Annotated in this window: 5 protein-coding genes; all 5 read left to right on the top strand. The window is 70.3% G+C overall.

Going from position 1 to position 5,446, the window contains the following annotated elements; translation table 11 throughout:
* A partial coding sequence (locus B3I25_RS08795; RefSeq protein ID WP_286738668.1) for an IclR family transcriptional regulator occupies positions 1-780 on the top strand: 780 nt, incomplete at its 5' end.
* 74 nt (positions 781-854) lie between these two features.
* The gene (locus B3I25_RS08790) at positions 855-1,796 is read left to right on the top strand and encodes a shikimate dehydrogenase (protein ID WP_082943427.1); all 942 of its coding nucleotides are present in this window, start codon (positions 855-857) and stop codon (positions 1,794-1,796) included.
* The gene (locus tag B3I25_RS08785; RefSeq protein ID WP_286738666.1) at positions 1,793-3,649 is read left to right on the top strand and encodes a bifunctional sugar phosphate isomerase/epimerase/4-hydroxyphenylpyruvate dioxygenase family protein; all 1,857 of its coding nucleotides are present in this window, start codon (positions 1,793-1,795) and stop codon (positions 3,647-3,649) included. The genes B3I25_RS08790 and B3I25_RS08785 overlap by 4 nt, the downstream gene beginning before the upstream one ends.
* A 45-nt stretch (positions 3,650-3,694) precedes the next feature.
* Positions 3,695-5,086: a D-serine ammonia-lyase gene (locus B3I25_RS08780; RefSeq protein WP_286738665.1), complete on the top strand. Its 1,392-nt coding sequence runs from the start codon at positions 3,695-3,697 to the stop codon at positions 5,084-5,086.
* Between the two features lie 84 nt (positions 5,087-5,170).
* Positions 5,171-5,446 (top strand): TetR/AcrR family transcriptional regulator (locus B3I25_RS08775; RefSeq protein ID WP_414672704.1); only part of this gene is annotated, 276 nt, incomplete at its 3' end.

Below are 5,446 nucleotides of genomic sequence, written 5' to 3'. Positions count from 1 at the left end.
GGGGCCGGTAGCCGGTCCCGGGCCGCTGACCGTTCGGGAACCGTGCGCAAGGGGCTCGCGCTGCTCGAGATGCTGGCCGAGTACCCCCACGGGGCGACCGCCGGGCAACTCGTGGCGGACTCCGGCTACGCGTTCAGCACGTGTTACCGCTTGCTGAGCACCCTCGTGGACGCCGGGTACGCGGAGTACGAGCCCGCGACCAAGCAGTACCGGTTGGGTCTGCTGCTCTTCGCGATGGGACAGAAGGCGGCCACGGCCAGGGGTTACGCCGGCACCGCACTGCCCGTCATGCGGGAGGTCGTGGAGGCGACCGGTGAGAGCTGTCTGCTGGCCGTGCTGGACGGGGACCGTTTCCTCACCGTGCACACCGTGGACGGCCCGCACCACCGCATCACCACGGACCCGGGGGACCGGGGGGAGCTGCACACCTCCGCGCTCGGCCGGGTGCTGCTGGCTTTCACCGCACCGGACGTCCGCGAGGACCTCGTGGCGTCCCTCGACCTCAGCGCGCGCACGGAGCGCTCGCTCACCGACCGCGAGCGCTTGCGCGCGATCCTCACGCAGGTCCGGGAGCAGGGGTGGGCCCTGCAGGACCAGGAGCACGACGACGGTATGGCCGCCCTGGCCGTGCCCGTCATGTCCCCAGGTGCTCCCCTCCAGGCGGCGCTCGCGCTCGCCGCGCCCGTACACCGGTGCGATCCCACTGAGCTCATCCAGAACGTCCCCCTGTTGCGGGAGGCCGCGGACCGACTCGCGGTGGTGCTCCCGCAGCGCAGCTGATGTTCGGGTCCGGGCTCCCCGGGCCCTGAATTCGCACCTCTTGACCACGGCACACACTCCCCGGAAGGAGTCCCATGTCCACTCGCAACGAGTCCTACCTGGTGGGTTTGATCGGCGACGGCATCACCCAGAGCCTCACCCCGCCCATGCACGAGGCCGAAGCGGACCGGCACGGTCTGCGCTACCTCTACCGCCCCGTGGACCTGGGGGTGATCGGACGCCCCGGCACGAGTGTGGGGGACCTCTTGCGGGCCGGGCGTGATCTGGGGTTCAACGCCTTCAACATCACGCACCCGTGCAAGCAGCTCGTACTCGAGCACCTGGACGAGATCGATCCGCGCGCCGAGGCCATCCAGGCCGTGAACACGGTGCTCATCCGGGAAGGAAAGTTCATCGGGTACAACACGGACTGCTCGGGGTTCACCACCGGATTCGGGCACGGTCTGCCCGGCGTGACCGTGGGGTCCGTGGTGCAGTTCGGTTCCGGCGGGGCGGGGTCCGCGGTGGCCGAGGCCCTGCTGTCCCTGGGTGCGCAGCGGCTGTGTCTCGTGGACGTGGACGTGGCCCGCGCCGCCGAGCGAGCGAACGAACTCGCCGCCCGCTATCCGGACGCGGTGGTGGAAGCCGTCACGGCCGAACAGGCCACGGAGCACATCGCGGCGGCCGACGGCGTGGTCAACGCGACCCCGGTGGGGATGCACCATCACCCCGGGACGCCTTTCGACGTGGGTCTGTTGCGACCGGAGCACTGGGTCGCGGACGTGATCTACCTTCCGCTCGAGACGCCCCTGGTACGGGCGGCGCGGGCTCTCGGGTGCTCGGTGCTGGACGGTGGACACATGGCCGTGGGGCAAGCGGTAGATGCATTTGCATTGATCACGGGGGTCGCCCCGGACAGTGCCCGCATGCGCCGGCACTTCCTGGAGCTCACCGGCCAGGGCGACGACGCCGTTACCGTCCCCGCGTCCGCTGCCGAGGGTGAGCGTAGCCACGAGAAACAGGAGGGTGCCCTGTGAGGACCAGTATCGCCACGGTGTGCCTGTCCGGAACCCTCGAGGAGAAGATGCGGGCGGCGGCCTCCGCCGGGTTCGACGGGATCGAGGTCTTCGAGCCGGACCTGGTGGTCTCGCCGTCGTCGCCCGAACAACTCCGAGAGCTCGCAGCGGAGCTGGGGCTCTCCCTGGACATGTACCAGCCGTTCCGCGACGGCGTGGAGGTGGCCCCGGAGGCGTTCCCGGATTCCCTGCGCCGACTGCGCGCCAAGTGCGAACTCATGAACCGGCTGGGCACCACGGTGCTGCTCGTGTGCTCGAACGTGGCTACCGGTGTTCTGGACGACGACCAGGCGATCGCCGAGCAGCTGCGGGCCGCGGGCGACGTCGCCGACGAATACGGGATCGACCTGGCCTACGAGGCTCTCGCGTGGGGCGCGCACGTCAACGACTGGCGCCACGCACACCGGATCGTGGGACTCGCGGACCACCCCCGGGTCGGGACGTGCCTGGACAGCTTCCACATCTTCTCCCGCGGGGACACCGTGGCCGGGGTGGAAAAGTGCGACCCGGACAAGATCTTCTTCGTGCAGCTCGCGGACGCGCCCCTGCTCCAACAGGACGTGCTCTCGTGGTCGCGCCACCACCGGGTCTTCCCGGGTGAGGGGGACTTCGACCTGGTGGACCTGCTGGGCCGCCTGCACGAGTGCGGGTACGCCGGGCCCGTGTCCCTGGAGATCTTCAACGACTCGTTCCGGCAGGCGGACGTCTATCGCACGGCCGTGGACGGGTTGCGGTCCCTGCGCTGGCTCGAGGACCAGACCGCGGACGCCGTGCGCGACGCCGGCGGGGAACCCGAGCGCGAGCCTCTCGTGCTCACTGATCTGCCCGCTCCGCAGACCCCCGACGACTGGGACTTCGTGGAGCTGCGCACCCGGGAGCTCGGGCGCGTGACCCGGTTGCTGCATCAGCTGGGGTTCTCCCTGGCCGGGCACCACCGCTCCAAGGACTCGGTCCAGGCGTGGACGCAGGGGCCGGTGCGGATCGTGGTCTCGGAGGACCCGGGGGCCACCGTGCAGCCCACGCGGCTCGCGGCCCTCGGCTTCCAGGTCGCGGATCCCGACCTCGCCGCGTACCGCGCGGAACGCCTGCTCGCCCGGGCCGTGGATCGCGCCCAGCAGCCGGACGAGACCGTGCTGCACGGCGTGCTCGCGCCGGACGGGACGGAGTTATTCTTCGGCCCGCACGGCAACCATGGGGTGCCCCCGTGGCTCGGGGAGTTCGGCGCGGACCAGGACGACGCGGCGTCGGGCGCCCTGATCACGGGCGTGGACCACGTGAACCTGGCCCAGCCGTGGCAGCACTACGACGAGGCGGTGCTGTTCCTGACGTCCCTGCTGAACCTGCATCCCACGTCCTCGCAAGAGGTCGCGGGGCCGTCCGGACTCGTGCGCTCGCAGGTCATGCGCTCGGAGGGCAACACCGTGCGGATCCCCCTCAACGTGGCGCCCATGGCCGCGGAGCAGGGCGCCTTCACGGGCGCGGCCTACCCGGAGCACGTGGCGCTCGCGTGCTCGGACGTCGTCGCGGTGGCACGCCGGGCACGACGCCGCGGGCTCGCCTTCCTGCCCGTGCCGCGCAACTACTACGAGGACCTCGTGGCCCGCTTCGATCTGGATCCCGAGTTCGTGGCCGAGCTCGAATCCCACGGGCTGCTCTACGACCGGGACGAGCACGGGGAGTTCCTGCACTTCTACACGGCCACGCTGGGCGAGGTGTTCGTGGAGGTCGTGGAACGCCGCGGCGGCTACGAGGGCTTCGGCGCCCCCAATGCTCCCGTCCGGTTGGCCGCGCAGTACCGGGAGTTCGGGGGCTGAGCCCGGTCGGTGGCCTGTGAGAGCATGCCGCGCCATGATGGGGCCATGGATACGCCGGAGATCGAACCCACCACGGAACCGCCGAGGCAGCACGGGTCAAGGGGTGCGTCGGATCCCGTGCTGTCCCGGCTGGCCCGGGAGGAACCCCTGACATGGTGGAATCCCGCGGTGGACAGCGCCCGGGGGCTGGCGGCTTCCGGGGTGGACCCGGCCTTGGTCGACGACGCCGCGGCGCGCCTCGAGCGGTTCCGGCCCTGGATCGCGGCGACCTTCCCCGAGACCGCGCCCGCGCGGGGGCTCATCGAGTCGCCATTGGACGAGGCCGGCGAGTGGCAGCGCGTGAGCGGTATCCGGACGGGGCGGGTCCTGCTCAAACGTGACGACATCCTCCCCGTGAGCGGTTCCATCAAGGCCCGTGGCGGGGTGCACGAGGTCCTGCAGTACGCCGAGACGCTCGCGGTGCGCCACGGCCTGCTGCCGGAACCACCGCGGCCCGGACCGGACTACACCGTGTTCGGGGCCGAGCCCTTCCGCCGGCTCATGCGAAAGCACCGCGTGGTCGTGGGTTCCACGGGAAACCTGGGGCTGTCCATCGGGATCATCGCCGCGGCGCTCGAGCTGCGGGCCACGGTGCACATGTCCGTACACGCGCAACAGTGGAAGAAGGATCTGCTGCGCTCGCGGGGAGTGGAGGTCGTGGAACACAGCACCGACTACACGGAAGCCGTCGCGGCGGGGCGTGTGGCCGCCGAGGCGGACGAGTCGGTGCACTTCGTGGACGACGAGCACTCGCTGAGCCTGTTTGCGGGGTACGCCGTGGCGGGGGCGCGGGTGGCCCGGCAATTACATGACCTGGGTGTCGCTGTGGACGCTGAGCATCCCCTGTACGTGTACCTCCCATGTGGTATCGGGGGAGCCCCGGGCGGCGTGGCCTACGGATTGAAACGGGAATTCGGGGATGCAGTGCATTGTGTGTTCGTGGAACCCACCCGCGCACCCTGCATGCTCCTGGGTGTGTACACGGGTCGTCATGACGGGATCTCGGTGGCGGAACTGGGATTGGACACCCGCACGGTGGCGGACGGGCTCGCGGTGGGGCGGGCCTCGGGATTCGTGGGTCGAGCCGTGGAAGGGTTGCTCGCCGGTTACGTCACGTGCACGGATGAAGCGATGTTGTCCCAGGTCAGGAGCCTGCATGGCGCGGAGGGCATGGTGGTGGAGCCCTCGGCCGCCGCGGCCCTGGACGCCCTGCGGCGCGTCGCCCACGAGGGAGCGGGGGAGAACCCAATGAAGATCCCCGACGGGGCCACCTATCTGGCCTGGCTCACCGGTGGTGGCATGCTCCCGGATCACGTGCGGGCGGGATACCTCGCAGGACGCTCCGACAACCGACGTTCCAGGGACCGACGCCCCCACCATCGATCCCTCAAGGACTGACGTACGCAGACTTGGCGGGGAGGTGATGAGAGCCTCCTCCCCAGAAGATGCACACAGTGCAATTACTGCCGTACGATGGAGCACGTGTTGACCACGTTGCTGTCCGGATGCGCCGACGACCGTCCGAGTGAGCCCCGATCGGGGGAGCCCAAGGACAAGCGCGAAGCCATCCGGCTGCGCAATCGGCGGGCCATCATCGCGGCCGCGGGTGAACTGGCCACCGAGCTGGGCACCGACCGCGTGACCGTCAACGAGTTGGCCGCGCGGGCGGGGGTCTCCCGCCGGACCATCTTCAACCACTTCCCCTCGGCCCAGGACGCGGTGTTCGAGTACCTCTCGGAACTCGTGGCAGGGCTGATC

This window comes from Kocuria sp. UBA1838 (genome assembly GCF_002338785.1).
Taxonomy (GTDB): Bacteria; Actinomycetota; Actinomycetes; order Actinomycetales; family Micrococcaceae; genus Kocuria; species Kocuria marina.
This window is presented reverse-complemented; position numbering and strand designations above follow the sequence as displayed.

Excerpts from the sequence above, each read along its gene's own strand:
- B3I25_RS08780 (WP_286738665.1), top strand. The coding sequence starts at position 3,695 with ATGGATACGCCGGAGATCGAACCCACCACGGAACCGCCGAGGCAGCAC.
- B3I25_RS08790 (WP_082943427.1), top strand. The coding sequence starts at position 855 with ATGTCCACTCGCAACGAGTCCTACCTGGTGGGTTTGATCGGCGACGGC.